The organism is Pseudomonas sp. Leaf434 (assembly GCF_001425545.1).
Taxonomy (GTDB): Bacteria; Pseudomonadota; Gammaproteobacteria; order Pseudomonadales; family Pseudomonadaceae; genus Aquipseudomonas; species Aquipseudomonas siliginis.
Window position 1 is genome coordinate 1,933,873 of record NZ_LMQZ01000001.1, and the last position, 26,689, is coordinate 1,960,561.

Here is a 26,689-nt window from a genome sequence, read left to right on the forward strand (position 1 = left end):
CATGTCTATTGAACTCCAATCATTCGATGAGTTTGATTCCGTTGACCAGATTGAGGCGCATCAATCTTGTCTGATCCGAGTAATATTGGAGGGTAGAGATGACGTGGATCTTTTCTATCGCTTCTGGTTCATGTCGCTGCTTGACTCTTTCGAGTTTGTTGAAGCCCGCAGTGTCGTCGCTGGTAGTGGTTGTACTAGTGTCCAGGCTGCGGTTGAGCACAGCATCAATGTAGATGGCGTTCCCACAATTGGTATTGTTGATCGCGATGTTTTTTTTCGCGAGCATAACTGGGCTGCGCTATATCAGTTTGAGAATGATGCACTTACCTATAATACTGCTAATGGGAGTGTGCATGTCTCCTCACGCTGGGAGATTGAGGCTTATCTGCTAGATCATGATCTGCTTGGGCGATGGATTGAGGCTTGCCACCGCAATCCACCCGGGTCACAGGTTGAGGTGGATACTGCACTTTCCAGAACCCTGGCAGACTGTAATCTCTTACTCGATGCCTCACCGTTTTTTGCCGCCAGTCACCGTGCGGGAACAAAAGTTCCTGCTGGATTCATGTGCAGCGTCGCCGATCCTGCTGTAAGAGAGGGTATTGCACAGAAACTGCAATCATTGGATCAAGAAGGGCACAACGTGGCGACCGAGGTCATCGATTTAATAAATTCGATCAAATTGCAAATGCCTACTGATCCAACCGAACAGTTGCCAATTTATCTGCGGTATGTAGATACCAAGCGCCTGCTGCAGCGCCTCACGCATACTCTCACGTTGAGAGAGGCGTCAAAATGGACGCTTTCTACACTGCAAGGTACTCTAGGACGTCGACCTCAAGAGTTTGAAAGGGTGCTGGAGCAGGCAAGGCAGCGCCTTTCAGTCTATTGAGATAATGGCGTAGGAGGGGGTGGAGTACTATTAGGTCTAAGGTGAAGGCTTCCTGATAAAAATCTCCCACGGAAACTGCTCGAATATTCTATCGCGAGCGGAATGGTAGCCAGGACGCGCGCGCTGTACCGGATTTGCAGCGGGTTCGCTCGTAGCTCAGGAACACGATTTACGTTGTGATTTCCCATAGGTTTCTAGCCGCGCACGTAGATGGTTTCGGTCACACGATGTGCACGTATCGGATAGGTAGTTCCGACAAGATGAGTGAAGCTGGGTTTCACGACACTGCTGTAACAAAAACTGCATTAAGGGCGATGTATGTCCGACTATTTTTTGGGACGCGGTCACCCTTATCGCCAAGTGTTCATGCGCCAACGAAGCTCTTACCCGAAACCCTTTAAAGCCCAGGAATAATTACAATTATGCCCACTGGAGGCCGCTGCAGTACAGGAAATCACTATTCAAACTTCTGTACTTTTATTGCACTGATGTCAAACGACGTGTGCCGTGCACTGCTATGAGCCCTTCTATTTGAAGGAAAAAAACACTTACCTAGCCAGTTTGGCTTTTGGCCACATAGCTATGCGAATCAATATGGTCCGAGCTGCTCCAGTAGGCTTGAGGCGCGATACCTTCAATTATTTCGTTCTATGTGGTCGGTCTATATATGTTTTTGAAATTTACAAAATTACCGGATGGGCTGTCTGGGAGGTCAAGTGAACGCCTCTAGAGATGCAGTCGGTATTTCTACTACAATGCGTGAGTCCTAAGTCGTATTTAAAGTGGTTGTCCCTTTTTTACCATTATATTTAACCATGCTACGTCTCCGCGACCTGCGGAATCTGTAGTCGACCAAGACTTAATTATGCTTGCACTAGGAAGATTTTCAAAAATTCTAGATATTTGCTCTTCTGTGAAAAGACTGAATAGTCTTCCATCCTCTAATCGAATTTGTTCGTCACCTTTTTTTAGCGAAATATACAGATAGCCATCATATTTAAGGGCTCTCAGGATTGCTTTGATAACATAGGGGAATGACTCCTTTTTAACATGTAACAGTGAGGCGCATGCCCATATACCATCATAGTGTTCTACAATGTCAAGGCTCTCCACCGGGATGTTGAAAATATTGGCGTGCGTCCTTTTGCTGGCAATTGATGCCATGTTTTTTGAAGGTTCAAGGCCGTCTACTGAGAACCCTTGATTTTTAAAATGTATTATGTCTCGGCCTGTTCCGCAGCCGATATCTAGAATTTTACCACCAGGCCTTATTGTATTGGCGAAATAATCCCATTGAGGACTTAAGTCTAAGTTGAATGTTTTTGAGTCATAAATCTCGAATGATTTTTCATAATAGTCTATGGTTTCAGAATCTGCTATTATTGATTTCAATGTTAGGCCTTTATAGCAGGTTTGGATTGAAGTTCCCATTCGGAGATTTGAGTGTTTATATCATCATAATCTTTTTTCGCTAGGTCATAGATCTGGCGCGGAAATACCGCACTATACAGCCTGGTCGGCTCAGAAGAGGTTGGTTCTGTGGCTTGTATGTATGAGTCTTTCAATGCTCTTAGGTGTGCAAGATAATTGCCAAGGCATCCAATTAGTTCCAGGTTATTAGGATTTGCGAGTCCGGATGACCGCTCGATTAGTGCAGACAGCTGCTCTCCAACTTCGATGATAACTGCTACCTGAGGAAGGGAAGCTTGTATGTACTTGCCCAGGTGAGGAAGTTCTTCGATTAACCGGAATGGGATTGCTCTTCCTCTAGTAAAGACATGTAAGGTTTTCTTGGGTCGAGATTCAGTTATGTTTGTTCTGTATGCGTAACGAATACCGTCGAATTTTTGAATTTGATCATGCAGCTGAGAGCTAAGTTCTTTGCTTTGAGCTAGAAGTATTAGAAGTGGGCCGTAGAATTCATTATTTTGCTTGTTTCTGTATTCAAATATCTTTTGTTTTACTTCGAACGAAAAGTTTTCTTTGCGTTCCTCTCGATTGTACGAAAGCTGGCTTCTGTGTAGATAGAAATTTAACAATCCTCCAAACAAAATCCCCATAAAGCCAAAGATTGCTGGGTAAAGTTTTTCAATCATGGATTGCTTCAAGGAATCAATTTTCTTGCTTATTTCTTCATTCTCGCGTGAAAGCGAACTCAGCTTTGCCAAGAGGCTGTCCTGAGCTTGAATTAACTGACCCACTTTTATTGGGGGGGCGGTCTCAGTTCGTGATAGCGCGGCAGGTACAGGTACAGGTACAGGTACAGGTACAGGTACAGGTTCGGCTGGCGTTTGTGCCGCAGATCGATATTGCGACTCTGTTGATTGCGGCGTAGCCGATGGAGGCTTTGATTCCGTTGGCTGAGATGCCGAAGGCGGATTCGTCGAACCAGCTACCTGGACACTAGATAGTGAACTACCTGGAGACGAGACCTCAGCGGCTGATAGTGAGCCGCCGATGATTAAGAGAAAGGACAGTAAGCTGAATCCGATTTTCATAGAGAATCTCCTATCCGCAAGAGCTAATATTAAGCCATGGCTACGCTATTTTTTCTACAAATGATAGATGCGATTGTACCCGCTTCTGATCGCTTGAACGATTGGAGCGGGTAAATAGAGCATCGCAGGTGTAAAGAGAAAAGATGCCGAATGGTGATAGTCTGAGCGGCCTCAGAATAAGTGAGCGTTAGGTTGGTACGAGGAAACGCTCATCTAGTAAGGCCAGGATTATTCAGTCCTTGGTAATCAAAAGTGCGACGTCCTTAACTGATCTGACATGACCCATTTTATGCAAGCCCACCTCTATCAGTGACGCTACATGCCTGACTGGGTCCCAATTTAATGAACTTTGGTGCGTGAACTGCCTAAGTAGTGCTTCGTAGATATCCAAGTGCTCGCCAAATAGAGTTGGGGCATTGAATTCCTGCCCGTCCAGGTCTGATACGCTGGCATTACCGAGCCCATTCTCATCAGCCAGTGCAAGCGCAATCGCAAATCTGCTCAAAATATTAGGCGTCAGGCCTGTTTTCGATTTTAGGAACTTCAGTTTCGCAGTGGATGAGGCTGATATTTTAAATTTGTGCGGAAATAAATTCATGCGTCTTGTGCCCACCGCCAGAAATAGCCTTCCTCAGCTTGAGTAGAGCGAGTTTCTGGGTTGTATACCAGATGATAAGAGTGCGAAATGCTATCTTGCAGGCCTTCATAGAAGGCGTAGTCAATTTCCGTATCTGTCGAGAGAATGATGACTTGGTGACTCGTTTTGGGGAAATAGTTTTCCACGAGTTTTTTCCGATGAACCGAGTCCAGTCGACCTAGTGGCGTGTCGATCACAACTGGCAGGCTTCGCCCTGAAGTGCGGGCCAGCGCTTCCAAAATAGAGATTGCAAATATCTGCTTCTCGCCGGCCGATAGCTCTTCTTTACGGAGTATTACGCCTTCATCGTCAATCAGAACGACCTCGAAGGAGTTTGGATCAATCCGGATGCTGAGATTTCTATCTTCTTTGCGGGCCAGGCCATTGAACGACGTGTAAAACTGCGACTCGAGCTCTTTGAGTTTCTCAATTCGGGCGCGCGTAGAGAACTCTTTCAGTACATCTTTGGCATTTTGTGCGAGCCCGGTCAGGCGCTCCTCTTCTTGGGACTCAGCTATTTCGGTATAGAAATCGTCTAACTGGCGTGCCGCGACCGACAGACGGGCGAGGAGGGCCTTTGCTTCCTCAGCCATTGCGGATCTCTGGTCCTCAAGAGCGGACAGCCGTCCCTGTAACCGCCCTTGTTCGTTGAACAATGGGATCAGTATTTTTTCGTCGGGTGCTCTAGCGATATTTTCCCGGGCAGATTCGATTTGGTTATCAGTTTTCTGAAGCGTCATCACCAAGCCGGAGGCTCGTTGTTGCAGTGAGCCAACATCATTCAGCAGCCTGTGGGAGATACTGAAACGTTGGGTGTCCGAGAGCTCGTGAACTGGCGTTTGTTGTTCCGCGCTGTTCGAGACTTCTGAGCCGAATGTCCTTAGAAAAATATCTTGAAGGGCAGGGAGCTGATCCTTTGCCATAGCGAAGGCAGATTCGACTTCTGCTAGAAAATTGCTTTGCTGACGTTGCAAGTATTCGGAGAGTACTTGCGCTTTTTCTGCGCGTTGCTCAGCGTCTATCTGCGCTAGCAGCTTCTGGTTGAGGCTTTGAGTTATTGCGAAAGGTAGCAGGCCGCTGAGCATGTCATGCAGGGTGTGCTCTATAGCCTTTTTTTCGCTGACCAATGCATCGAGGTTGACCGTTTCCTCTTGCCTAGCGGCGCTCCAGGCGCCCCCGCGTGCATTGATGCTCGCCTCGATGTTGCCAAGGTTCTTGCTGGCCTCGGCAGTATTCACGCGCATGAGGAGAAGCTTTTCGCGTATTTTTGCCAGTTGCTGCTTCAGATCGTTATATGTCCGTTCTGCATCGGCAATTTTTTGCTTGCGATCTTCAGAAGCCTTTTTGACCGAGCGCCCTCTGATAATAACGGAGAGGTCGGAGTGCAATCTATCTATGAGATCCAAGCCCAACAGCTTGTTGATCGACTCACGCAAAGCATCTCCGGATGTTTCTTCGGCAAGGCTCGCGATTTTTTCGCCGTCGAAGAAAAACAGCTCGGAAACGCCGATCGGGATCAGCTCGTTGAGAAATGCTTGTGCCTGATCATAGGAAAGCTCGGTCAAGGCGTGTCCGTCCCTTGAAATGATCAGGCCTTCTTTTACCTTGCCAGCGTGATCAACAAACCAATCACGTGTCAGTTGATAGCTCGAAATAACGCCATATTGTGCGTAACGGAAGGTTAGCTCGACAGCAGCTCTCGTAGGCTTGGCGATGCTGTTATGAGCTCTATGTATGCATTCGCGGAGATACTGATGGTACTCGGCAACGGTTGCGCCGGAGCTCAGTACGCCTTTGCCGTACAAGGCAAGCTTCAGCGCGCTCAGGATAGTTGTTTTGCCGCCGCCGTTTAGGCCGCCAAACAAAACGATAGGTGCGTTTTTTCCTCTTTTGATCTTCGGAACCAGATCAAAGTCATGGGCTCCGCTAAACACGCGGAAATCTAGTACTGAAAGGGAGTCAATAATCATTGCAGCAAGCCATCTATGTCAGCTTTCAGAGATTCGAAAGCTGTCTTGTACGTGTCGGTAACTTTAGGTATTGCGCGTCGTTCCATCGCTTCGTCCAGTCCACCCCAGTCTTGCTCCAAGACTTTCTGCAGCTCGTCCAGAATGCCTTTTCGGCGTGAAAGTCCGGAGAATGACAACTCTGTATCGATGAGTTTCATGATCAGCACTGCTGGAACGCCGCGCTCAGCCTCGAGTGCGTTGAGAATGGCTGCATCAGGTTCAGTAAACGCGCCGGCATCATTTTTGATCCAGTCGACTGTCTCTTCGGGGTAAACCTCTCCGTAGATTTTAGGAAGCGAATCAATCCAGTCCGGTTCATTTGGATCCTTGAGCCACTGCTGACGGATCACTTGCAGCTCGTCGCGGCCGATCAGCTCAATCTCGCGATCGGACTCACGAATGCCCTTCTCAATTTCCAAAAGTAGCTTTAGCCACTCGCGGCGGTATTTCATCCAGTACGGACCAGGCACGTGCTTGGCGGCGGTACTGGAGTCGTCATCAATAGCCCCTCTTGCGAAGGTCACTTTCCCGGTGCGACGTTTGTAGTTACGGAATTCGGTTTTATTTTCCGGCAGGGAGCTGGCGTGCAGTTGGTTGCGGAACTGAAGCAGCGGTAGCATCCAGTCCTCTCCGCTGTTCACTAGTCCTTCGATCGCTTTGTCGTGTGTCACGACTGTGCAGGTCCAGCATCCGAAACGCGAGTTGCCACACGATGGTGTATTGGTATCGATAACGAGCGGGCACTCTCCAGCATTGGAGTCTTTGTAGAGCTCAAACAGTACTCGGTTGGAGCCACCCCAAGGTCTGGCAGCGCTCATGAGATATTCCCAGACATCATCAGCGTGCCAGAGCTCAATGGGCATGTAGGTATACGCATTGTGCAATGTCGTGTGTCGACCTAATGCAGAACCATCGATTTTGTGGCGTGTGATTACCTGGGCACGCGTGGAGCTTTCTTCTCGCCTGGAGCCAAGCACAACCACGACTTCACCGAAGCGAGCTACCTTGTCCTTGATGAACTCGCTGACAGGGTCGATTTTCATCCGCTCAGTACACCAGCGGAATGCTTTGGTTGGGGCTGGGTAGCCTTTGCCCAACAGGTTGGCCCAAAACGTCTCGCCGACTTCGGGAGTGACAGAGTGAGCTGTCATGGGAAGCTGATCCTGAATCGCCTGGGCGTTTACCGAATCAAGCACCTGGCGAATCATATCAACAACTACAGGGGTCTCCACTCGAGTGTCGGACGAGACCACATACACGTGCTTATGGCGTTCTTCAGGCGGCAACATCTTCAGGGCATAGTAGGTGAGCGACAGGATGACGGTAGAGTCCTTGCCGCCGCTGAAACCCACTACCCATGGGCGATTATCGGCCTTGTAGATGCTTTGAAGCTCGCGGAGAGCGTCCGCTAATGGTCTACCAGCAATGATCGCTTCTTGGACGAAGTCATCGTGCGATGGATAGAGAAATTGATCATTACTCATTGTTGAGGAAACCTGTTTTCTAACTCTCGTTCAACCGTGGACAGCGGGACACCAAGCTTCTTCTTGATGAGACTGGCGGTGAGTGCAACGTTCGTTGTGGCTTTGGAGATTCGACCGTGAACCATGGCCCGGCCTTCCCATTCAGGATTGGCTCTGGACCAGTCGATGCTGTGTAGCTGGCTGATGGTTTTTTTCCACTCGGATTCTTTGCGAATAATCAGCTCAGACCCGACAAGTCCCATCGCTTGCAGCATCACGCCGTGAGCATGGATGTAGTTGTCACGTAGCTCAGAAGTCGACACCTCTTTGTTTTTTGCCCTGATCCAATCGGGCATCTGCAGAGAGAGCTCTTCCCAGAAAGACTTTGCGAGCTCTCTCTCGTTTTGCGCGATGAGGTCACCTTTTCCTTTCTTCAGCAGCACGCGGGACGCATTTTTGATGGCACTGAGGGTAAAAAGCTTGGAGCTGCGAGGGGAGAGACTCGACTTCTCTAGCTCAGTCATCCTGGAAAAGACTTCTACATTTTTTGCTAGATACCTGGCCAAGTCAGAAATCTGGTCGCGGTGGTCGTACAGGGTGCTGATTGAGTTGCTTGGCCGTACGGCATGCTTGTTGAGGTCGGCGAACATTTGCTGGCTGCGATTGAGTCCTTCATCGATAAAAAAAAGGACTGGGATGTTGTCGTAGCCAAGTTCTGGATTTTCCCGAATGGCTTGCTCAATGGCTGCCCGACGGTGCTGGCCATCGTTGATAAGGATTTGAGCATCCATTGGTATGGTCAGTGTGCCAATACTTTGTTCTAGGCCCGTGTCGGAAGCAGGATTGAATTGGACGACTCCATCAACCGATGCGGTGATTGCGGACAAGGTGTAGTCGTCGCGATTATCAAGTAAATATGCGGAAATCTCGGGAACTCTAGCCAAGTTCAATGTGCGTTGTGCGCGCAAATCCGCAGGCACATTGTCCTCGTTAAAAATGAAGATCTTTGGCACGAGGCGCATAGGGCACATGGCTATGTAGCACGGCCTACCGGCTTGAATGCCTCTAACACAGGGGAAAGAGTGGATATAGGTCATCATGTGTTCGCATGTTTTTTCACGGTAGGTACGTTATTTTGCATAATATTAACATACACACAAGTCTGGATGACCGGATGGTAGGTCTGGCTCGTTGGCTTTGAGGTACGGGTCAGTCAGGGAAGCTGCAAACAACGGATACCTACGCGGGGGCAAAGACTCGCCTAGGAACTCGATTCATGTTTCACGTCTTTGAAGGCTTAGCCACTTTTACCGTGATTGCCCGCTACGCGGGGAAGCCGCAGGCCGAACTGACGACCTCGAATTTCCAGTACGTTTGAAAACGGCCGGCACGGACCATTCCCGCGTCGAACTCGCGCGCTATTTGAAAGGCCCCGAGGATGCCAATATGTTGCGGGTGATTCTGCCCGACAGGAAGATGGTGCAAGGCCCGATCGTTAATAGCTGCAACGCACTGCTGGGCGGCTGGTTGCTGATTGATGTCGAATCCGACGATCCGGAGTTTGCGCCGCCGGTGGACGACTCCGATTAGCAAAGAGATAACCCTGAGAAAGAATGGGCCGCGCTAGACCTGCCGTAGGCTGCGGAGAGTAAACCCTGAAACTTCTGCAGTATATTGCCCAGGCGCAGACGGCGGACGATCTGTTCGCGTCAGTGCTCGCGCCGAAGGTTTCGTGCTGGGCCTTGAGACCGTCGAGGCGCTAGACGCGGTGCGCATAAGGCGATTTATGAATTCTTCGTCAGTTCCGTCACGGCGCGGCGTCAGGAGCACGAACAGTGGTCGGCGAAGGCATTCCCGAAGAGGTGTTGCGCGCCCTGATTTAACAACACGCGGTGCGGGAATACCTCGTGGCCAGGATCGACGGCAGCCCCGACTGAGGCCTTCGATTCGGCCGGTGCGCTCGCGACGTCAACTGCTGCGCCCCCCGGGCCAGTCTGAGGGCGGTGGGGCGCTTTGCTGATAACGTGGGATTGAGTGGATTCAGTGTAGAGCTGAAACCGACGACAGCTTGCAGTCCATTTGCAGCTTACCCACCACGTCCGGCCCATCCTCGTTGATCCACGTTCGCAGTGCTCAAGGATTAACGGGCCGTAGGTGGGACTCAACTGATTGACGATACAGTCGACCGGCGCCGGGTGAGGGTCTAGACCGTTTTAGATAGAGGCGTCCGTCTTGTCTCAGAAGCGAGATACTACAGCCGATTTCTTTCCGCAATTTATTTCGAGCTGCTGGTTTTACTAGATTAAAACGGAGAGAAAATTAGTGGGGTGCGGAAAGAGTAAGGTCCTAAGTTTATGATTTATAAGTAAAAAATCTCGGACTTAAAATCCCCCGCTCGTAAGGGCGTGCCGGTTCGATTCCGGCTTCGGGCACCATCTTAAATCAAGGGTTTGCGGGCGAAAGCTGATGCAAACCCTTGTTTGTTTCTGGTCCGCTATTTTGAACTTGGTCCGCAATTCACTTGGTAGGCATGACCTTTTTGCCTTTTCGATTGCGGATGTACTGCTCGGTCATAACCACCGTCGTATGCCCAAGTTGATCTCTGGCTTGCAAGATATCGCCACTGGATTCAGCCTTATGGTCAGTACCAATGGAAGCCAGAAGAAGAGGGTGCAGCCGATTGCGCACTTGGTGATCATGGCGACAGCTCCAATTCTGCTGGCGCTGTTGCGGCCAGGGTTTGGACGGTCAAGGCGTACACGTCCGGGGGCTGCTTGTCGAAGGCCGGCAGATGTTCAGTTTCGATCCAGGTACCGCGCACGGCGCCCTCTGCCGGCCATGCCGGTTTGCTTCCCGGTGCCTGCGTCCACGCGCTGACGCCGATGCCGTGGCTGGTGATCTGTTTGGCGGTGATGAAGCCTTGGCGCCGGAGCTGGGCCAGCACCTTCAACGCTGACTCTTTCCACGGTGTCAGGCGCACAGGGGATGGCACGCCAGCCGGCACCTGGCAGCGCTCAGGCGGGTTCCAGTCGAACATGTACCAGTCGTAGAAAGGCTTGTGCCCGCTTACCTCCAGCAGAGAATGGTCGAGGCTGAAGGTCAGGCAGTTGCCTTGTCGGGTCCAGCTCTGTCTCGGCACCATCACTCTGACGCCGAGGTGTTCCAGCATCTTCACGATGCCTTTGCTGGCATCGGTGATTTTGCTCACGATCACCAGCCGATAATCTGGGCCGGCGCGCCCGTAAAGGTCGTCGCCGCGACAGGGCAGGATCTGGTCGGCAACTTTGGCGTTCAACTGCATCTTGGCCTCGACGCCGAGGGGAGTGCATTCGGGTGGTGTCGGGGGAGGATGACTAAATCGCTAAAGGAACCAGCGAGCTTGGCCGATACGTCTTGGCATCAATGCCAAATAATTGAGATCTGGAGATCTGAATGTTTCTGAGTAAAGTTCGCAGCGCGACAGCCATCGCGGTGATTGCCCTCGCTTATGCTGTCCCAGCTTCGGCTACCACCGACGTTGTCGCAGACCACAACACTGCGGTTATGGCTGTCGCATCCACCCAGGCGTGCGCAAAGAAACATCCAGAAGCAGGTATCACTCTAGAAAAATTCCTGACGGAGCAGAAAGAGGGCATGACTGACGAGATGGCGAAACACATCCGTGATGTTGCTACAAATCCTCGGTACGAAATGGAAGTGAAGCAGTCGACTGAATTTTTCAATTCCAAAGGCGGCCAGGATTTGCTGGAAAGCCTCTGCGGTGGATTGATTACTGCTAAGTAATTGCCTCGCTTTCTTACTTTGCTGAGAGCGATGCCTGATGCATGTCGGCGGTTACAGGCCGCTGTCTTTCCGCATCGGGGTGTGATCTGGCCGGGGCTCAACCGGCATTCAGCGGAAGGGGTAGCCCTGAAGGCGACCGGTTGGCACATCCGCTGCCCCAGACTTAGCCTCAGATCACACCCCGATGCGCTCTCATAGAGAGGATCGGGCAGCAGCCTTGCAATCAGCCGCCGTCATTCGATGGCCGTCTTCGCACTCAACTACGCGCACGCCGCTGGTGAGTCCACGTTCAGCGTTGAGCCTGTTCGCCTCTCGGATGCAGGCGTTCAAGTCGGCGTCGGCGAAGTCCTGCCGCTCTCCGCGCAGGGTGATGTGGATGATTTTGTTCATTGTCTTGCCCTCGGTTGTTTTCCCAATGCCCCCGTCACCAGGTGCATCACTGAAAAATTCCGTGTTTCTCCGCACCCGCTTAACAGGTCATTCACTCAGTTCGGTCAACACCTCGTCCGCCGTCGCAGTGGGCTGCGCGTGGGCAGGCTTTCGGGCCTGTCGGATCGCCGGTCGCCGGTAGAGGCATCACTCAGTTCGGTCAACACCTCGTCCGCCGTCGCAGTGGGCTGCGCGTGGGCAGGCTTTCGGGCCTGTCGGATCGCCGGTCGCCGGTAGAGGCAAGTGCCGTTTTGTTCATCGGTTTACTGACCTCCCACCGATGGAGCCGGGAGTGACCTAACCGGACTGGCCGGGTAGTGGTTCATGCCGCGGGTTTTTAAAGAGCGGCGGGTCTGTCGACCCTGGCGCCGGATTGCTTTGGCGTTGAGGCAAGCTACAACAAAAATTGTAATATGCAGGCGTGAGTTGTAATTGGTTTTGCATTTATGCATGGAAGGATTTCCTGCAGGCGTAAAAAAGCCCGCGCTTGGCGGGCTTTGTAGGGCACTAGATTATTTTGCGCGAGAGGCCCATCGGGTATGTGTCCAGTAAGTAGATCGGCTTAGGCCGGGCGCTTTCGAATACTCGGCCCCGTTCTTCAGTTCGATCTCCATTCGGTCATCGCGCATTTGTACAACCGTCCACGAGGTATTTTGGCTGATATCCATCTGCTCAAAGCATAATCCGCGCGTGACCATAACAGCGCTCAACGCATAATCGCCATGTGTGTAGCTGGAATACGCTCGATCAAAATCGTCAGGAGTGATGCAGCCGAAAGCCTCTATGTCGAGATGAATGAGATCTTTCGCCTTCAGCTTATAGGCGACAGATTTTTGCTGAACAGGAACCGCTGAGCTAGCGGAGGTCTCGCGGTAGACGAATGCACAAAGGGTCACGCAAACCAGGAAGGCACACAGAATCACTGTCCAGTGAGTGCCTAAAATTTTCAGAAGAGGTTTCTCGTCGGGCCGCGAGTGGCAAACACCACCCTCCACTGCCTGCGAAGGAACATCAGCACCGCAGTGCTTACACTTGATGGCCTCGGCTTTGATCGTTTCTGCGCAATAGGGGCAGGCTTTTACCGCTTCTTCCATGTTGAAGCCTCTGAATTCAATTCGCGCGGGAGTACATCGCCCACCAAAAAACATGTCCAAGAATCGCTATCTGCTGCTCCTGGATTTGCTCGAAGGTGTAGTTCTCGTCCGGATGTTCGTCGTGGTTGAAGCTGCGAAGCTTGATGCCCGTCGGAGTCCGGTAAACCTGCTTCACACGAAGCTGACCCTTATGGTTCACCGCATACATCTCGCCATCGACGATATCGCCGAGCGAGTTTTTGCCCATGTTGACGCCCACTGTGGCGCCATCCCGCAGCACCGGCATCATGCTGTTGCCGCTCACCGTCACGCACTTGGCGTTGCTGAATTGAACGCCGTTGTTGCGTAAATCCTTCTTGAAGAAGCGAAGCCTTGCACTGTCGCTTTCTTCTATCGCGAATCGCCCAGTGCCCGCCGCCAGTTCGACTTCCTTGAGGAAGGGGACGTAGACCTCGTCGTCGCCAGGTGGCGTCTCTTCATCCCACGTTTCGATTGAGCCCAATGAAGTGTCGGCAGTGCGGCTCTGACTTTCGAGCGGGCCAGCCTCGCCCATCAGATAGGCGACCGAAACTCCAAGCACGTCGCTCAGCATTTTGATCTTCGGGTTTCTCGGGACAGTTCGCCCGGATTCCCAGGCTTGGACGGATTGCGGGCTCACATCGAGCTTTCGCGCCAGCTCGGACTGATTTAGCCCAGCAGCCTCGCGGGCCGCAGCGATTCGGGAGGAGGTAATAGTCATGGCAGCGAGAATACAACTCGAACTTGTAGCTAGCATTGCAATTATAAATTGTAGTTTCGATTTAAAATCTGTAACTGTGCGTTGTAATTACCAGTTTAACGAGGACGCTATGGAACAGAACGCACATCGGGAGGTGGTTCTGATGCGCATAAAGCTATCATCTAGCAGAATGGATGCCAGTCTTGAGGTCGTGCGTGCTGGTGATGTTCTAACCGTGAATGGTGAAGTCTTCAATTGTAAAACGTGGGCGAAGGCGACACCTTGCCTAGTGCCGCGATCAAATCGTCATGGTTTGCAGGCGATGTCAGCCGCGTCGACGGGGAGCTTGAGCTTACTCTGATCCTTCCGCTCCCGATCTATTACAGCCCAGATCAGGCATTCCCGTCACCGCTTGAGGATGTGCGTGACGGCGTAATTCCCTTGCCCATGCCTCTGCCAGAGCCAGGAGAACAAGCATGAACATCGACTGGACTCAACTGATCACCAAGGCCATGAAGGACGCCGCCATTCAGGCCGCTGAACTGGCAGCCGCGAAGACATTGCTCGCCTCACGAAATGCACAGGCGATCGCCCAGATCTCGCGAATACAAGACCGCATCGATACGATCAATTTCGGCATTGAGATCGGTGAAGCCGCTGCAGAAGACGAGGCCGAGCAGGCCGCACTGACGCTGAACCTGAAAGCGTGGAAGAGCTATCAGTTTGCACTGGGCAAGGTCACTGTGCAGCCGACCTGGTGTCAGGCGCCGATATGGCCGATCGAACCGCCCATCCCGGAAATCATTGCTGCGCCGCTGCTGAGTGAGTCGAATGAGCTCTAAAAGGATCGAATGCCGATACACGAAATGAGCGAATTTGGGTGCGTTAATAAACGCTGTTCATTAATCACCTGAAGTTTATGCTGGTCCTGCGGAGCGCCGGCATACTTGCCGCCGCCCCTTAAGGGATACCGTTCACGGACTAAGCAAGTACAGGCTCCCGAGTGCTGGCTTTGGAAGCTAGATATCTTTTGGACTTCTCAATGCCTCGCTTCCGGAGTGGCGTTTCGATAAGCCGGTAGTTCAGCTCAGCGAAGACTGCGATTAGGATAATAGCGGTTACGCAAAATCTAATGTTGTAATGAGAGTTGAACTCGAATCCTACCCCTTCAATTCGCGACCAGATTTCTCTGGTCAGCCAAAATGACGGGTTGTGAACAAGATATATTGCAAAAGATCGCGCGCCGACATATGCCAAGATACTTCTGATTTTCCCTTCTGGGAATAAGTATCCGCCTTGATATGATCCCAGCCAGACGGTGATCGTGCAAAGCAAAGTAACCATTGTGAAAACGAAGGGAATTACGCCTCCATTAGACGGAGTCACCAAAATCGCGCCTATCAAGGCGCTTGATTCTGGCGCGGGACTTAAAATCCCCCGCTCGTAAGGGCGTGCCGGTTCGGTTCCGGCTTCGGGCACCATAAATATCAAGGGCTTGCATGACATATGTCATGCAAGCCCTTATTTTTTGTGCCGTGGAAATGTTTTCCACGCTCCTGACTGGCCATTCCGTCGCCGTCTGGTGCCTGGAGTTCCACTCCTTTCTTCAGCGTCGACTGCATCCATCAGCGAGTAAGCGTTTCTGGCGCTACCACCCATACGCTACAGGGCATTTTGTACAACAGATGCTCGACCGTGCTGCCAACCAGTCGGCCTATTCCTCGATGAGTGACGCGGCCCATTACGATCACATCGATGTCGTAAGCATCGGCATAGCTGGAAAGCACCTTGGCGGGATCGCCCACAATCATGTGCTGGTTTTCTGCCGGAATATTGTTGCGTGCAGCCAGCGCCTGGAAAGCTTCGCCTTGGGCATCGAACAGTTTCTTGGCTGCGCTGGAAGAAAAGATCGCGGACGCGTTATTGAAGCCGAATTCGGCAGCGCTGATCGATGACAGGTCATGAGCATAAATTACGTCCAGGCTGCCATTGCAGATACCGGCCAGTCTTGCTGCTTCGCGCAGGATCCGGTCGTTGAGGCCCTGGTATTGGCCATCACGATGGAAGGGGTCGACCGCCGCGACGATTCGGCGTGGCAGTGCGTTTTGAGCGTGGCTGACAAAATGCAGCGGCACCGGGCATTCGCGCAACAGGTGGATGTCCAGCGGGGTGAACATCAGTCGCGACAGAACTGATTCGTGCTCCAGAGCCTTTACAAGGGCGGCCATCGGCTGTTCCTTCAAATGGATGAGGATCTCCTTCAAAGGATTGTCCACCCAGACGACCTCGGTGGTGACGGTCACTCCGATCTTGCGCAGCGGCCGGGCCTGGTCTTCGAGCCATTGATGATGGCGTTCGACATAGCCCAGACGCATCTGCTCCAGGGCTTGCTCGTTGACCATTCCTGCGGTCGCCAGGCCCTCCAGATAATCAAACGCGACAATATGCAGTGCGGCATCCGACGCTTTGGCCAGTGCGGCGGCGCCGTCGAATGCGGGACTGTTTTTCATCAGCGGCGACACGACCAGCATGAAACGCGATTGCTCAGACATGACAGAACTCCCGAGGCAGTCACCCAAGCATTGCGCTGCATGCCTGGAGTGAGTAGTGGCGCATGCGCTTATCCTGGAGCGAGCCAGCAGGGCGGGGTTGATATTTATCAACCAGACATCAGCGCGTGGTCGTGAGCGGATGTACGGTCGAGCAAGACCACTGATCCTCGGATAGTTGACCATTATCAACTACGACCCTGTCGCCGCGGCTCAAGCTCTGCTCTGCACTCACCTGTCGGCGGAGGGAAAGTCATCATGGCCACCATGAAAGCCGCAATATTCGTTGAAAAAAACCGCATCGTGCTCGATGACAAGCCAATCCCCGAAGTCGGTCCGCTGGATGCGTTGATCCGCGTGACCACCACCACCATTTGCGGCACCGACGTGCATATCCTGCGCGGCGAATACCCTGTGGCAAGAGGACTGATCATCGGCCACGAACCGGTCGGCATCATTGAGCGATTGGGCTCGCAAGTACGCGGTTTTATCGAAGGGCAGCGAGTGATCGCCGGTGCCATCACCCCCAGCGGGCACAGTTACGCGTGCCTGTGTGGCTGCGGCTCGCAGGACGGCCCGGACACCCGGCACGGCTTCAAGGCCATTGGCGGCTGGAAGTTTGGCAACACGATCGACGGTTGCCAGGCCGAGTACGTATTGGTGCCGGATGCACAGGCCAACCTGTGCCCGATCCCCGATGAGTTGAGCGATGAACAGGTGCTGATGTGCCCGGACATCATGTCCACCGGGTTCTCGGGGGCGGAGCGGGGCGAGATCGCCATCGGCGACGCTGTCGCAGTATTTGCATTGGGTCCCATCGGCCTCTGCGCCGTGGCCGGAGCGCGCCTGAAGGGCGCCACCACGATTATCGGTGTCGACGCGGTGCCCGAACGCATGGCCATGGCGCGCCAACTGGGCGCGACCCATACCATCAATTTCAAGGACGGCAATGTGGTGGAGCAGATCATGGCGTTGACCGATGGCCGTGGCGTGGATGTGTCCATCGAAGCGCTGGGCACCCAAGGCACGTTCGAGTCGGCATTGCGGGTGCTGCGCCCGGGTGGGCGCTTGTCCAGCCTCGGGGTGTATTCCAGCGATCTGCACATCCCGCTCGGCGCGTTTGCCGCCGGACTGGGCGATTACAGCATCGTTTCCACCCTGTGCCCCGGCGGCAAGGAGCGCATGCGGCGCCTGATGGCGGTGGTGCAGAGCGGCGCCGTCGATCTGTCACCGCTGGTGACTCACCGTTTCAGGCTGGACGACATCGAGCAGGCGTATGAGTTGTTCGCTCATCAACGCGACGGGGTCATGAAAGTCGCAATCACTCCTTGAAAGCACCTTGGCGTGCCGCTGAAACCGGGGTTTGCATGAACATCAAGATCGCTGAAAAACACGCTCCCCATGGCTGGGTCGTGCACATGGATGACTGGGATGTGGGCTTCAGGAGCCTCAAGGCTGCGCAGGAGTTTGTCGAGGTGCTTGAGGCCCGTATCAACGCTCCTCATGAGTGGCCGAATGCGTTTGCCCAGCCGTTGCCAGCGAGGCCGGCAACGGCTCGCCGCATCAGCGCAAGTGCTGGATGCTCGCCATAAGCCAAGTGCAGAGCAGGGTGCGCAAACCCTGCGGGACGCTACCCATCATGAATGAGGTTTTTGATCTGTCCGGCGCCGCTGCGGCGTTGGGGATCGGCATGCTCATCGGTCTTGAGCGTGAACGGCACAAGGGCACCGGCGATGCGCGACACTGCGCCGGCTTGCGCACGTTCGCCATTACCGCACTGTTGGGATATGTCGCGCTACAAGTCGGCGGTGGTCTGCTGCTGGGGTTCATCGCCGTCTGTGTCACGTTGCTGACCAGCGTCGCGTACTGGCGCAGTCAGAGCGACGATCCCGGGGTGACCAGCGAGGTGGCGTTGATCGCGGTGCTGATCCTGGGCGCGTTGTGCGCAACTGCGCCGGCGCTGGCCATTGCCCTTGGCGTGGTGATTGCGGGCCTTTTGGCGTATCGCCAGACGCTGCATCACTTTGCCAACAGCCAGTTGTCCGAAACTGAAATGCGTGATGGCCTGATCCTGCTGATCGCCGCGCTGGTCATACTGCCATTGGCACCGGACCGATATATCGGCCCGTACGCCGCGATCAATCTGCGCACCATTTGTACCGTGACGGTGTTGCTGATGCTGGTCGGCGCGTTCGGCCACGTTGCCGTGCGCGCTTTGGGCTCGCGCTATGGCTACGTCATCAGCGCGATTGCATCCGGCTTCGCCTCCAGTACCGTGACGATCGCGACCATGGGCCAACGCCTTGCCCATGAGCCGGGCAATATCCGCATCCTCAGCGCGGCCGCGATTTTCTCCAATCTGGCAACGGTGATACAGGTCGGACTGATCCTCATGATGGTTGATCCGAATCTGCTGAACAGTATATGGACGCCTCTGCTTTTCGGCCTGATCGCTACGTTGTTGTACGGCGCCTGCCTGATGTTTCCCGACCCCACGCGAGGGAGCCGCAGCAAACCGGTCGATACGGCAGGGGCGTTCAATCTGAAACTCGCGGTCATCGTGACATTGACGCTTACCGGCATCACATTCGTCTCCTCGGCCATGCTCAGCCACTTTGGTCAGGCAGGCTTGTGGCTTACCGCAATGCTTTCGGGCTTTGCCGATGCGCACTCTGCCACAGCGTCCATCGCAAGCCTGGCCAAGGCGGGCCAGGTGCCTTATGACTCGATAGTCGTGCCAGCGCTGATTGCCGTCAGCAGTAACTCGTTGAGCAAATGCGTGGTGGCGTGGGTCAGCGGCGGCAGGCGTTTCGCTGCCTGCGTGATCCCGGGGCAGTTGTTGCTGACCTTGGCCATGTGGGCGGGCACTGTGCTGTTTTGAGCGCAATCGGTGCTCTTGCTGACAAAGATCAAGCTGCCAGTGGCCACAGCATTCACCCTGAAGTCTGTTTCTCCTGGCTGGCCGCATGCCGAGGTATCCCATGTCACAGATTCCGCGTTTACTGTTGATCGCTCCCTGCGCCATGGAGCACACGCCTGCGTTCGAGCGCGCGGCTGCGCTGGCCCAGGCCATGCAGTTGCCGCTGCACATCGTGGCCTTCGATTACTTGCAGGCGCTGGCAGTGGCAGGGCTGTTTGCCCCCGAGCAGATCCGCCTCGCCCGCGATGGTTATCTGCGCACTCACCGGCAGTGGCTCACAGAGCAGGCGTCGTTGCTGGCAAGGCATCAGATCATGGTCACCAGCGAGGTGATGTGGGTTCAGGATCCCTTCGCCGAGATCCTGCAGTTCATCAACGAGATGCCGTTGCTATTGATCATCAAGGATGTGCAGCACGAGTCCGTGCTGGAGCGTATTTTCTACACCCCGCTGGACTGGCAACTGTTACGCGATTGCCCGGTGCCGGTGCATTTGGTGACCGACGACACTCATCCGCGCCCACGCCGTGTGCTGGCCATCGTCGATGTCTTGCGCAGCGAAGAGCAGGACTGCCTGTTCAACGATCAAATCATCGATGCCGCCACCCAACTGGCCGCGCAGTGCGATGCCAGTCTTGATGTGGTGCATGTTTACGACTGGACGGCGGCTTACGCCACGGACATCGGGTTCGGCGCACTGACATTGGCCACCGGGATCCATGAAACGCTGGGCACTGCGCAGCATGAGGCATTTACGGCCCTGGCCGAGCGCCACGGCGTGCCGGCCTCATGCCGGCACTTCATCGAGGGCGCGCCGGTGCGCAGTATCTGCGAGTTCGCCATCAACAAGCAGATCGACGTCATTGTCATGGGCACAGTGCAGCACCACGGCTTGAGCAAGTTGTTAGGCAGCACCGCCGAACAGCTGCTGCATCGGGCACCTTGCAGTGTGCTGGCGATCAAGCCGCAACCCACACTGCAATCCTGAAACACGAACGCCCCGAGGTGAATCGTTGGCCGACTCACCTCGGGGCGATTCATTTACAGGTCAAGACGATGAATGACCTGGCGTGCGTCGTCAGGATCATTGTGGGTCTCGAAGCCCAGGCTTTTGGCCAGATCGCGCATCGCCGAGTTACTGGCGGCATCGACCGAGTACATCTGGCGGAATCCGTTGTGGCGGGCTGCCTTGATCAAGTGTTCCATCAGCAACGTGCCCAAGCCCAAGTGCTGCCATTCATCGGCGACCGTCACCGCGCACTCGCATTGATGTCCGCCTGTGCCGGCATAGCGGCTGATGCCGATTTCGATCAACTTGCCGTTCTCGTGAACCAGTGCAATGAAGGCGGTGCGCTGTTTGTTATCGGTGTCCATCAACTGGTCGAGCAGAGCGGTGCCGGGTTCGCTGATCTGGGCGAGAAAACGCATGTGCCTGGATTCGGGGGACAGGCGCTTGATGAAGTCGTATTCGCGCATGCGATCCTTCTCCGTGAGCGGCCGGATCAATACATGGCGACCGTCCTTGAGCGCCTCAATCCAGTATTGACCGGAAACCGCCGCGTAAGCGGCCACGGCCTGATCGTTGTGGTCTTTGACGGTGAGCATGGTCATTCTCCATCCGGTTCGAAAGGCTGGCGGACGCTGAAAAAGCGTCCGCTTGCCTTCCTTCTACGCGGTTGCCCACGGCGACATCTGATCTACATCAGACGCCTCTTTCATTGACCCGGGCTTGATGTAAATCAACGCCGGGCAAGGGCGAGCGGGCGCAGTCTTGAAGCCTGCCGGCCCACCGCGCCGGTGCCGAGCGGAGGTGTGTGATGGGCCAATATGAACGTCTGTTGCTGGTCGCCGACCAGACGCTGCATCAATCGGCGGCGATGCTGCGTGCCATCGCGCTGGCCAAGGCGAGCGGGGCGGCGCTGGATGTGCGGGCCTTTGTTTCGCCGGTGCCGATCACCCATCTGTGGGAGGAAAAAATCGATGACGTGGATGCTCAGCGCTATCAGCGGCGCTACCGTCGCTGGGTGGCCGATGAGCTCGAGCAGCTCAGCAACCAAGGGTTGGACGGCACGGTTGATGTGGTCTTTTCCAGCCATCCGCTGCTGGACATCCTGAAGACCGTCCATGTACTCAAGCCCGACCTGTTGATCAAGGACGTGCGACTGGAACCGGCGCTCAAGCGCGTGTTCATCACGCCGCTCGATTGCCACCTGCTGCGTGAGTGTCCGATTCCGGTGCATCTGGTCAATCAGATTCGCTATGCGTTGCCGCATCGTGTCGTGGCAGCCGTGGACCCGTTCGATCCGGATACCCAAATCAGTGGCTTGAACGACGTGATCATACGATCGGCGAACACTTTGGCGTTGCAATGCGACGTGCCGTTGCACCTGCTCTGCGCCTACGATTTGTCCGCCGCTTTCAACGGCGATGCACCAATGATCAACGGTGGCTGGAACGAAGATCTGGCGAACGAGCTGCGTCAGACACTGCATCAGGCTTTTGTCGCCCTTGCCGATCGTCACGGTGTGCCACCTGAGCGTCGACACTTCGTCATGGGCCATCCAGTGCAGGTCATCAATGAGTTCGTCGAGCAGTACCTGGCCGACGTGGTGGTGATGGGCACGGTTCATCGCGTGGGCATCGAACGCGTGATCGGCAGCACCACCGAGCGCGCCTTGTATTCGGTGCCGGGGAGCATTCTGGCGGTGAGGAAAGAGCCTGTGCGTTGAGCATGATCGCAGCGTAGCGAGCCAGCCTGTTCGCTGGCTCGCTAGGGTATTGCATAGATCTTGAACAGCTTCCTGGCCGCATCGCCGGCGCCGCCCAGATGTTTGTCGAATGCCTGTTCAATTTCGCCGGATTGGTACATTTCACTCAGCGCCGTGTCGACCAGCAGACGGAAATCCTCATCCTCTCGATCCACTGCCATCGCCGTCGGTGCGTACTCGAAAATCCGCTCCACCAGCACCAGGTTGCCCGATGGATAATTTCTGGTCAGCAGATGCTTGAGCAGCATGCGTTCAGCGAAAAACGCATCGGCTTTGCCATTGGCAACCAGATTCAGACCGGCTTCTGCGTTCTCTACGGTGACCAGCGTGGCGACCACACCCAGCAATCGCATCTGCTGTTGTATCCACGTCTCGGTGACCCCGCCGGCGATGGCGGCATACGTCTGATTGGCCAGACCACGGTTCACCGTGGCTCGCCACGTTGGCCCGGTATGGGCCACTTTGCCGTTCAGCACATTGAGCAAGGTTTCGGAAGCATCCTGGCGCACCACGGCCGAGAGACCGGCGGTGTAAATCGGCACCGAGTAGCTGACGACCCTGCGCCGCGCCAGCGTGGGTGGGGTCGGCGTACAAAGAATGTCGATCTTGCCGGAACTGACGGCGCTCATCTCGTCGTTGAGCGAGACCGGTTGGTAATTGATTTTCAACGCCGGCAGATTCAGATCGATCCTGACCTTCTCGGCTATTTTCAGACAGAGATCGATGGCATAGCCGCTGGCTTTATCGGCGGCCTGATCACTGAAAGGCATGAAGTCAGGCACGTAGCCAAGGGTGATCGCTTGACTGGCCCGGATGCGCTCCAGCGTGTTGCCATGGGCGATTACCGGTAGCAGCGTAAGCATGCAGACGAGCAGCAGGTGGTGGGCTCTGGTCAGTTTCACGTTCATGCGCGCGGTTCCTCGAATTCAGATTTCTGTGCTGTACCGAAGACTTCGATCAAGGGTTATCAGGCCGGGGGCCGACAGGCGCAGGGGCATCGACAAAACGTTTGGCAAGGAAACCGTAAAGCAGGTAGCCGAAAACCAGGACCAGGATGCCGCCGAATACCGCGTCCTTGCCGCAGGCATACAGCGCATACAAGGAATAGGCCACGGCAACCACTAACAGCAGGGTATTGCGCGTGTATACGGCTGCGCTGACTCTGGCTTTGTACATCATCACCAGCAGCCCGGTGGCTGCCGTCACGTAGGGAATCAGGTTGGTCACCGCGGCGAGGCTGACAAGTTTTCCAAACTGCGCGCTCGCGTTCGGCGAAATGGTCGACAGCGCCATCAAGGTCTGCAGGACGCCGCAGACCAGCATCCCGACGATGGGGGCGTTGCGTGCGCTGACCTTGCAGAACAGTTTTGGAAACATGCCCTGATCAGCGGTCACCTTGGCCGTTTGCGCCAACGTGAACTGCCAGCCCAGCAGCGAGCCAACACAGGCCATTACCGCGAGCGCCATGATGATGTTGCCGACCAGGGGATTGAACATATGTGCATAAACGAGCGCGAAAGGAGCAGATGAGTTGGCCAGTTCGGCGTTGGGAATAATGCCCTGAATGACCGTCGTCGATAGCACATAGACCACCGCTGCGCCCAATGTCCCGAACAGACAGGCCAGCGGTACGGTGCGCTTGGGGTTTTCCACCGCATCTGAGGCCTGGGCTGCCGACTCCATGCCGAGAAACGCCCAGAGTGTCAGGGGAATCGCTTTGCTGATGGCCTCGGATATCGGCAGTTGATTCGGGTTCCAGGCGGCGATGATCAGATCGGGTTTGAACCAGAACCAACCGATGATGCTCAAGCCCGCTACAGGAATGATCACCCCCCACACCGTAACCGCACCAATCCTGCCGGTGATGCCTGGGCCGCCGAAATTCGCCACGGTGGTCAGCCAGAGCAGGCCGACTGTCCCAACGAATAAAGGAATGGCGCCGCTTCCCAGCCAGGGCATGAACGATGTCATGTATCCCACCGCAGAGATCGCCACCGCCACGTTGGCAATGGCCAGCGACAGGAAGTACAGGTAAGAGCACAGAAAAAAGCCTGACTTTGCATGCGCCTCTTCGGTGTAGGCGGATAGCCCGCCTGAGCGCAGGCAGAAGATGCCGCACTGGGAAAAGCAATACGCGATGGCCATCGAGCCGACAGCGGTGACGATCCATGACAGCAATGAAACAGCCCCGAGTTGGGCCATGCTCGTCGGCAACATGATGATGCCTGAGCCCATCATGTTCACCGTCACCAGTGTGGTGAGCCCCATGAGGCTCATTTTCTTGCTTGAGTCGGCCATCGGAGTTCCCTCGATTTGCGCAACGCATCACCGCTCAGCCGACGCACGAGGTTTTGCCGGCATCGGCAGTACGCAGCTTTTCAAGCGACGTTCAACGGTTAGAAAGACAGGTGATTTCAAGTGCATCGAAACAGCGCGCCCATCGCTTCGATATGGCTTGCCCGAGGGATGGCGAAGGCATGGCAGGAACTCATGGACGGGCTCAATGCTGCTGGCGGTTGCAGCCGGACACCATCTGCTTGAGGCCGTCCATGTTGCGGATTTTTACGTCGCGTGCGGTGATTTCCACCAAGCCCTGATCGCGCAAGTGGGCAATGCCGCGGCAAATGGTTTCCAGACGCAGCCCAAGGTAGGAGCCGATTTCTTCGCGGCGCATTTTCAGCACGAACTCTTTCGAGGAATAGCCACGGGAGCTCAGGCGTTGTGAGAGGTTGAGCAGGAAAGCCGCCAGGCGCTCATCGGAGTTCATGTTGCCCATGAGCATCAACATGCTGTGATCGCGCACGATTTCCCGGCTCAGCAACTTGTTGAGGTTGTGCTGCAGCGATGGCAGGCTTTGCGCGAGTTTTTCCAGCTGTGCGAAGTGAATCGGACAGACTTCGCTGTCTTCCAGTGCATACGCAGTACACGCGTGTTGATCGATGCTGATGGCGTCCAGCCCGAGCATTTCGCCGGGAATATGAAAACCGGTCACTTGCTCGCGGCCATCGACGGAGACCACGCTGGTCTTGAACGAGCCTATTCGCACGGCGTACAGCGAGCGTAGCGGGTCCCCCGTCCTGTAGAGAGCAGCGCCTTTCTTCACCTTGTATCGCTGCACGATCAGCGTGTCGAGCCGCTCGACCTCCGGGCCCGTCAAACCGAGCGGCAGGCATAACTCCACCACACTGCAATTGCAACAGGCAGTTTTAAGAATCGGCGGGGGCGAGTGGGCTTCAAGCATGGATAAGCAGCCTCCAGTGAGTGTGATAAGCATAGAAGTCTTCGCAGCGCACGTGCCTTTCGTTTGGCGTGCCAGCGTGATTACGGACGAACGGCGGGGAGGGGAATCACAAAGGCAACGGCCTCTGCGCCGCTCTTGTGTCGCAGGCTTGATGGGGAGACTTGATGCATATCAAGCGTGGCGGTTGGCAGAGTTGCAGAATCGTCCAATGGCGCTGACTGGAAATACACGTGATGTTCAGGCTCAAACGCATTCTGTTGATCGCACCCGCCGAAATGACCCGCACCCCGGCGTTTGATCGCGCCCGGGCGCTCGCTCGGGCCAGTGGCGCGTTGCTGCACATCGTAGCGTTCGATCATGTCCAGTCCTTGGCGTTGGCCGGTCTGTTCGATCACGACGCCATGGCGCAAGCGCGTGAAGGCTATTTGCAGATGCATCGCCAGTGGCTGGAGCAGCAGGCCAGGTTTCAGCGTGGCGCCGGCGTGCAAGTCAGCACCGAAGTGGTCTGGGCCAGGGCCACGCCGGCGCATGTACTTGAGTACATCAATGACTTTCATGTCGATCTGGTGATCAAGGATGCTCACCATGTTTCAGCGCTCAATCAAACGTTTCATCCGCCATTGGACTGGCTATTGGTACGAGATTGTCCCGCCTGCGTGCATCTGGTCACCGAGGCCGCACATCCGAAACCCTTGAAGATCCTGGCGGCCATTGACCTGTCGCATCTCGAGGATCTGACCCAAGGGCTCAATGACCGGATACTTGGCGTTGCATCGACATTGGCAGCTAAATGCGATGCATCGTTGCACTTGTTGAACGTCGCCAATTGGTCAGTGGTGGGTGATGCGGCGATGAGTGTGCCGAACTTGAGTCTGGATCACAGTTTGCGCGATGCGATCAACGACACTCAGCAGGAAGCCTTCGATACGCTGGCCGAGCGCTATGGTCTCGATGAAGAGCATAGCCACCTGCTCTCAGGTGTCCCGTACCGGGTGATCGAAGACTTCGCCCGGCAGCACGCGTTCGACCTGCTGGTGCTCGGTATCTGTCACCATCAAGCGCTCGACGGCTTCATCGGCGGCACGGCCGAATGCCTGATGAACCGGGCTTCTTGCAGTTTGTTGATGGTCAAGGCAATGCCTGCCACAGCCTGCCCGGTCATCGCAGCAGTTGATGGTAATCGGTTGGGGATAATCCATCAGTGACTGCGCCCGCCGTGTGCGTATTGCCATTGTTGCCAGGCGTGCCGATATTTCTCATCGGCGCGTTTCCTCGCTTCAGTGAACTTGTGCATGGTGTCTGTAGAAAACGGCTCTTCAAGGACGGCATAGGCCCGTTCGCTGAGCCGATCGGCTTCGTGAAACAGTGCGCCACTGTCATCGATCGCGTCGGGGACATTGGCGGTTGTCATGGCTGAATCATTGATGACCATATCGTGAACCTCGCAAAGCAAGAATGAGGGTGGGTTGCGGACCTGCCACCCTGTGGCCGCATCTGTAACTTTCACGCGTTCGAGCAGCTTGTGACTGTCCCTGATCCGAGATGCGGGCGCAGCCGAGTCATGAATCTATTTCGATCCAGTTTGTCGTCGCAGCGATTGATCCAGATCAATGTCGCTCGCCAGTTTCATCGCCGCTTTGTCGGTTTTCCAGGCGCTTTCGCAAGGGTGGTGGACAAGCCTCGATATTCAG

26 protein-coding genes and 1 pseudogene are annotated in these 26,689 nt (G+C 54.9%); 10 read left to right on the forward strand and 17 right to left on the reverse strand.

Going from position 1 to position 26,689, the window contains the following annotated elements; genetic code table 11:
• The first annotated feature begins 1 nt into the window (after window position 1).
• Entirely contained in the window at window positions 2–892 is an 891-nt protein-coding gene (locus ASG55_RS08665) for a hypothetical protein (RefSeq protein ID WP_056785525.1), read from the forward strand.
• Window positions 893–1,669: 777 nt separating this feature from the next.
• Here the strand turns inward: ASG55_RS08665 and ASG55_RS26235 are convergent.
• From ASG55_RS26235 to dndB, 6 genes are all read right to left on the reverse strand, one after another.
• Window positions 1,670–2,323: a class I SAM-dependent methyltransferase gene (locus ASG55_RS26235; protein WP_082530273.1), complete on the reverse strand. Its 654-nt coding sequence runs from the start codon at window positions 2,321–2,323 to the stop codon at window positions 1,670–1,672.
• Complete coding sequence (locus ASG55_RS08670; protein WP_156388175.1) at window positions 2,287–3,390, reverse strand: hypothetical protein; 1,104 nt, start codon at window positions 3,388–3,390, stop codon at window positions 2,287–2,289. The genes ASG55_RS26235 and ASG55_RS08670 overlap by 37 nt, the downstream gene beginning before the upstream one ends.
• A 232-nt stretch (window positions 3,391–3,622) precedes the next feature.
• The gene (locus tag ASG55_RS08675; RefSeq protein WP_056785530.1) at window positions 3,623–3,988 is read right to left on the reverse strand and encodes a DndE family protein; all 366 of its coding nucleotides are present in this window, start codon (window positions 3,986–3,988) and stop codon (window positions 3,623–3,625) included.
• Entirely contained in the window at window positions 3,985–5,997 is a 2,013-nt protein-coding gene (gene dndD / locus ASG55_RS08680) for a DNA sulfur modification protein DndD (protein ID WP_056785532.1), read from the reverse strand. Before dndD ends, ASG55_RS08675 begins: the two co-directional genes overlap by 4 nt.
• Window positions 5,994–7,520, reverse strand: coding sequence for a DNA phosphorothioation system sulfurtransferase DndC (gene dndC, locus ASG55_RS08685; protein WP_056785534.1), 1,527 nt, complete (start codon window positions 7,518–7,520; stop codon window positions 5,994–5,996). Before dndC ends, dndD begins: the two co-directional genes overlap by 4 nt.
• Window positions 7,517–8,599, reverse strand: a complete 1,083-nt coding sequence (dndB, locus tag ASG55_RS08690; RefSeq protein ID WP_056785538.1) for a DNA sulfur modification protein DndB — start codon at window positions 8,597–8,599, stop codon at window positions 7,517–7,519. The genes dndC and dndB overlap by 4 nt, the downstream gene beginning before the upstream one ends.
• A 346-nt stretch (window positions 8,600–8,945) precedes the next feature.
• Here dndB and ASG55_RS08695 point away from each other — a divergent pair, with 346 nt between their 5' ends.
• Complete coding sequence (locus ASG55_RS08695) at window positions 8,946–9,089, forward strand: hypothetical protein (RefSeq protein ID WP_236708163.1); 144 nt, start codon at window positions 8,946–8,948, stop codon at window positions 9,087–9,089.
• 927 nt (window positions 9,090–10,016) lie between these two features.
• Here ASG55_RS08695 and ASG55_RS27475 read toward each other — a convergent pair.
• Window positions 10,017–10,163, reverse strand: a pseudogene (locus tag ASG55_RS27475) (integrase); the annotation flags it as partial.
• A 31-nt stretch (window positions 10,164–10,194) separates the two neighbouring features.
• A complete protein-coding gene (locus tag ASG55_RS27170; protein ID WP_056785546.1) occupies window positions 10,195–10,800 on the reverse strand; it encodes a hypothetical protein in 606 nt (201 codons plus the stop codon).
• 131 nt (window positions 10,801–10,931) lie between these two features.
• On the opposite strand from ASG55_RS27170, the gene ASG55_RS08705 reads away from it, so the two are divergent.
• On the forward strand, window positions 10,932–11,282 hold the full coding sequence (locus tag ASG55_RS08705) for a hypothetical protein (RefSeq protein ID WP_041478739.1): 351 nt from the start codon (window positions 10,932–10,934) through the stop codon (window positions 11,280–11,282).
• Between the two features lie 192 nt (window positions 11,283–11,474).
• Here the strand turns inward: ASG55_RS08705 and ASG55_RS08710 are convergent, their stop codons facing one another.
• The 3 genes from ASG55_RS08710 to ASG55_RS08720 form a co-directional block, all read right to left on the reverse strand.
• The gene (locus ASG55_RS08710) at window positions 11,475–11,672 is read right to left on the reverse strand and encodes a hypothetical protein (protein ID WP_056785549.1); all 198 of its coding nucleotides are present in this window, start codon (window positions 11,670–11,672) and stop codon (window positions 11,475–11,477) included.
• A 551-nt stretch (window positions 11,673–12,223) separates the two neighbouring features.
• On the reverse strand, window positions 12,224–12,805 hold the full coding sequence (locus ASG55_RS08715; protein WP_041478741.1) for a hypothetical protein: 582 nt from the start codon (window positions 12,803–12,805) through the stop codon (window positions 12,224–12,226).
• Window positions 12,806–12,821: 16 nt separating this feature from the next.
• Window positions 12,822–13,544 (reverse strand): XRE family transcriptional regulator, encoded by a 723-nt coding sequence (locus ASG55_RS08720; protein WP_056786846.1) that lies wholly within the window; start codon window positions 13,542–13,544, stop codon window positions 12,822–12,824.
• 455 nt (window positions 13,545–13,999) lie between these two features.
• On the opposite strand from ASG55_RS08720, the gene ASG55_RS08725 reads away from it, so the two are divergent.
• Complete coding sequence (locus ASG55_RS08725) at window positions 14,000–14,365, forward strand: hypothetical protein (protein WP_056785552.1); 366 nt, start codon at window positions 14,000–14,002, stop codon at window positions 14,363–14,365.
• Between the two features lie 783 nt (window positions 14,366–15,148).
• Here ASG55_RS08725 and ASG55_RS08730 read toward each other — a convergent pair.
• Window positions 15,149–16,075 (reverse strand): universal stress protein, encoded by a 927-nt coding sequence (locus ASG55_RS08730; RefSeq protein ID WP_056785554.1) that lies wholly within the window; start codon window positions 16,073–16,075, stop codon window positions 15,149–15,151.
• 255 nt (window positions 16,076–16,330) lie between these two features.
• On the opposite strand from ASG55_RS08730, the gene ASG55_RS08735 reads away from it, so the two are divergent.
• The 4 genes from ASG55_RS08735 to ASG55_RS08750 all read left to right on the forward strand — a co-directional run bounded on the left by ASG55_RS08735 (window position 16,331) and on the right by ASG55_RS08750 (window position 19,977).
• Window positions 16,331–17,404 carry an NAD(P)-dependent alcohol dehydrogenase gene (locus tag ASG55_RS08735; RefSeq protein ID WP_056785557.1) on the forward strand — a complete coding sequence of 358 codons (1,074 nt, stop codon included), beginning with the start codon at window positions 16,331–16,333 and terminating at the stop codon, window positions 17,402–17,404.
• Between the two features lie 35 nt (window positions 17,405–17,439).
• On the forward strand, window positions 17,440–17,664 hold the full coding sequence (locus tag ASG55_RS08740; RefSeq protein ID WP_056785559.1) for a hypothetical protein: 225 nt from the start codon (window positions 17,440–17,442) through the stop codon (window positions 17,662–17,664).
• 47 nt (window positions 17,665–17,711) lie between these two features.
• Window positions 17,712–18,953, forward strand: coding sequence for an MgtC/SapB family protein (locus tag ASG55_RS08745; RefSeq protein WP_056785562.1), 1,242 nt, complete (start codon window positions 17,712–17,714; stop codon window positions 18,951–18,953).
• 100 nt (window positions 18,954–19,053) lie between these two features.
• Entirely contained in the window at window positions 19,054–19,977 is a 924-nt protein-coding gene (locus ASG55_RS08750) for a universal stress protein (RefSeq protein ID WP_056785564.1), read from the forward strand.
• 53 nt (window positions 19,978–20,030) lie between these two features.
• Here the strand turns inward: ASG55_RS08750 and ASG55_RS08755 are convergent, their stop codons facing one another.
• The gene (locus tag ASG55_RS08755; RefSeq protein WP_056785566.1) at window positions 20,031–20,594 is read right to left on the reverse strand and encodes a GNAT family N-acetyltransferase; all 564 of its coding nucleotides are present in this window, start codon (window positions 20,592–20,594) and stop codon (window positions 20,031–20,033) included.
• 212 nt (window positions 20,595–20,806) lie between these two features.
• On the opposite strand from ASG55_RS08755, the gene ASG55_RS08760 reads away from it, so the two are divergent.
• Window positions 20,807–21,718 carry a universal stress protein gene (locus ASG55_RS08760; protein WP_056785569.1) on the forward strand — a complete coding sequence of 304 codons (912 nt, stop codon included), beginning with the start codon at window positions 20,807–20,809 and terminating at the stop codon, window positions 21,716–21,718.
• A 41-nt stretch (window positions 21,719–21,759) separates the two neighbouring features.
• On the opposite strand, the gene ASG55_RS08765 is transcribed toward ASG55_RS08760, so the two are convergent.
• The 3 genes from ASG55_RS08765 to fnr all read right to left on the reverse strand — a co-directional run bounded on the left by ASG55_RS08765 (window position 21,760) and on the right by fnr (window position 24,998).
• Window positions 21,760–22,665, reverse strand: a complete 906-nt coding sequence (locus ASG55_RS08765) for an amino acid ABC transporter substrate-binding protein (protein WP_056785570.1) — start codon at window positions 22,663–22,665, stop codon at window positions 21,760–21,762.
• Between the two features lie 49 nt (window positions 22,666–22,714).
• On the reverse strand, window positions 22,715–24,055 hold the full coding sequence (potE, locus tag ASG55_RS08770; RefSeq protein WP_056785572.1) for a putrescine-ornithine antiporter: 1,341 nt from the start codon (window positions 24,053–24,055) through the stop codon (window positions 22,715–22,717).
• A gap of 202 nt (window positions 24,056–24,257) precedes the next feature.
• Window positions 24,258–24,998 carry a fumarate/nitrate reduction transcriptional regulator Fnr gene (fnr, locus tag ASG55_RS08775; protein WP_056785575.1) on the reverse strand — a complete coding sequence of 247 codons (741 nt, stop codon included), beginning with the start codon at window positions 24,996–24,998 and terminating at the stop codon, window positions 24,258–24,260.
• 233 nt (window positions 24,999–25,231) lie between these two features.
• On the opposite strand from fnr, the gene ASG55_RS08780 reads away from it, so the two are divergent.
• The gene (locus ASG55_RS08780) at window positions 25,232–26,203 is read left to right on the forward strand and encodes a universal stress protein (RefSeq protein WP_056785578.1); all 972 of its coding nucleotides are present in this window, start codon (window positions 25,232–25,234) and stop codon (window positions 26,201–26,203) included.
• Here the strand turns inward: ASG55_RS08780 and ASG55_RS08785 are convergent.
• Window positions 26,197–26,409, reverse strand: coding sequence for a hypothetical protein (locus tag ASG55_RS08785; protein WP_224787233.1), 213 nt, complete (start codon window positions 26,407–26,409; stop codon window positions 26,197–26,199). The two genes, ASG55_RS08780 and ASG55_RS08785, sit on opposite strands and share 7 nt — an antisense overlap.
• Window positions 26,410–26,689 lie beyond the last annotated feature (280 nt).

Excerpts from the sequence above, each read along its gene's own strand:
- ASG55_RS08665 (WP_056785525.1), top strand. The coding sequence starts at position 2 with ATGTCTATTGAACTCCAATCATTCGATGAGTTTGATTCCGTTGACCAG.
- ASG55_RS26235 (WP_082530273.1), bottom strand. The coding sequence starts at position 2,323 with ATGGGAACTTCAATCCAAACCTGCTATAAAGGCCTAACATTGAAATCA.
- ASG55_RS08670 (WP_156388175.1), bottom strand. The coding sequence starts at position 3,390 with ATGAAAATCGGATTCAGCTTACTGTCCTTTCTCTTAATCATCGGCGGC.
- ASG55_RS08675 (WP_056785530.1), bottom strand. The coding sequence starts at position 3,988 with ATGAATTTATTTCCGCACAAATTTAAAATATCAGCCTCATCCACTGCG.
- dndD (WP_056785532.1), bottom strand. The coding sequence starts at position 5,997 with ATGATTATTGACTCCCTTTCAGTACTAGATTTCCGCGTGTTTAGCGGA.
- dndC (WP_056785534.1), bottom strand. The coding sequence starts at position 7,520 with ATGAGTAATGATCAATTTCTCTATCCATCGCACGATGACTTCGTCCAA.
- dndB (WP_056785538.1), bottom strand. The coding sequence starts at position 8,599 with ATGATGACCTATATCCACTCTTTCCCCTGTGTTAGAGGCATTCAAGCC.
- ASG55_RS08695 (WP_236708163.1), top strand. The coding sequence starts at position 8,946 with ATGTTGCGGGTGATTCTGCCCGACAGGAAGATGGTGCAAGGCCCGATC.
- ASG55_RS27170 (WP_056785546.1), bottom strand. The coding sequence starts at position 10,800 with ATGCAGTTGAACGCCAAAGTTGCCGACCAGATCCTGCCCTGTCGCGGC.
- ASG55_RS08705 (WP_041478739.1), top strand. The coding sequence starts at position 10,932 with ATGTTTCTGAGTAAAGTTCGCAGCGCGACAGCCATCGCGGTGATTGCC.
- ASG55_RS08710 (WP_056785549.1), bottom strand. The coding sequence starts at position 11,672 with ATGAACAAAATCATCCACATCACCCTGCGCGGAGAGCGGCAGGACTTC.
- ASG55_RS08715 (WP_041478741.1), bottom strand. The coding sequence starts at position 12,805 with ATGGAAGAAGCGGTAAAAGCCTGCCCCTATTGCGCAGAAACGATCAAA.
- ASG55_RS08720 (WP_056786846.1), bottom strand. The coding sequence starts at position 13,544 with ATGACTATTACCTCCTCCCGAATCGCTGCGGCCCGCGAGGCTGCTGGG.
- ASG55_RS08725 (WP_056785552.1), top strand. The coding sequence starts at position 14,000 with ATGAACATCGACTGGACTCAACTGATCACCAAGGCCATGAAGGACGCC.
- ASG55_RS08730 (WP_056785554.1), bottom strand. The coding sequence starts at position 16,075 with ATGTCTGAGCAATCGCGTTTCATGCTGGTCGTGTCGCCGCTGATGAAA.
- ASG55_RS08735 (WP_056785557.1), top strand. The coding sequence starts at position 16,331 with ATGGCCACCATGAAAGCCGCAATATTCGTTGAAAAAAACCGCATCGTG.
- ASG55_RS08740 (WP_056785559.1), top strand. The coding sequence starts at position 17,440 with ATGAACATCAAGATCGCTGAAAAACACGCTCCCCATGGCTGGGTCGTG.
- ASG55_RS08745 (WP_056785562.1), top strand. The coding sequence starts at position 17,712 with ATGAATGAGGTTTTTGATCTGTCCGGCGCCGCTGCGGCGTTGGGGATC.
- ASG55_RS08750 (WP_056785564.1), top strand. The coding sequence starts at position 19,054 with ATGTCACAGATTCCGCGTTTACTGTTGATCGCTCCCTGCGCCATGGAG.
- ASG55_RS08755 (WP_056785566.1), bottom strand. The coding sequence starts at position 20,594 with ATGCTCACCGTCAAAGACCACAACGATCAGGCCGTGGCCGCTTACGCG.
- ASG55_RS08760 (WP_056785569.1), top strand. The coding sequence starts at position 20,807 with ATGGGCCAATATGAACGTCTGTTGCTGGTCGCCGACCAGACGCTGCAT.
- ASG55_RS08765 (WP_056785570.1), bottom strand. The coding sequence starts at position 22,665 with ATGAACGTGAAACTGACCAGAGCCCACCACCTGCTGCTCGTCTGCATG.
- potE (WP_056785572.1), bottom strand. The coding sequence starts at position 24,055 with ATGGCCGACTCAAGCAAGAAAATGAGCCTCATGGGGCTCACCACACTG.
- fnr (WP_056785575.1), bottom strand. The coding sequence starts at position 24,998 with ATGCTTGAAGCCCACTCGCCCCCGCCGATTCTTAAAACTGCCTGTTGC.
- ASG55_RS08780 (WP_056785578.1), top strand. The coding sequence starts at position 25,232 with ATGTTCAGGCTCAAACGCATTCTGTTGATCGCACCCGCCGAAATGACC.
- ASG55_RS08785 (WP_224787233.1), bottom strand. The coding sequence starts at position 26,409 with ATGACAACCGCCAATGTCCCCGACGCGATCGATGACAGTGGCGCACTG.